Origin of the sequence: Actinomycetospora aurantiaca, assembly GCF_037401875.1 — a bacterium.
Classification (GTDB): Bacteria; Actinomycetota; Actinomycetes; order Mycobacteriales; family Pseudonocardiaceae; genus Actinomycetospora; species Actinomycetospora aurantiaca.
Window position 1 is genome coordinate 1 of record NZ_JBBEGN010000056.1, and the last position, 264, is coordinate 264.

Below are 264 nucleotides of genomic sequence, written 5' to 3' on the forward strand. Positions count from 1 at the left end.
TCGGACGCGGTCGCCGAGTCCGGCTACCGCGACCTGCCGCGGCTGCTGGCCGACCACGCCCGGCTCGACCCCGCCGAGACCAAGCGGCTCGCCAGACACGCCGAGGCGCTGCACCCTCGGGTCACCCCGGCCGGGGCCACGGTGGAACCTGACCTGCCGGCGACCTGCACAATGGTCGACGACGGCGAGGCCGGGGACGGGCACGTCGAGGTGATCTGGAAGACGATGACCCGGCTGCGGGGGGTCGACGACCTCGACGCCGAC

At 74.6% G+C, this 264-nt stretch carries 1 protein-coding gene; it reads left to right on the plus strand.

Going from position 1 to position 264, the window contains the following annotated elements; translation table 11 throughout:
• A partial coding sequence (locus WCD74_RS29880; protein ID WP_337698579.1) for a DUF222 domain-containing protein occupies nucleotides 1-264 on the plus strand: 264 nt, incomplete at both ends.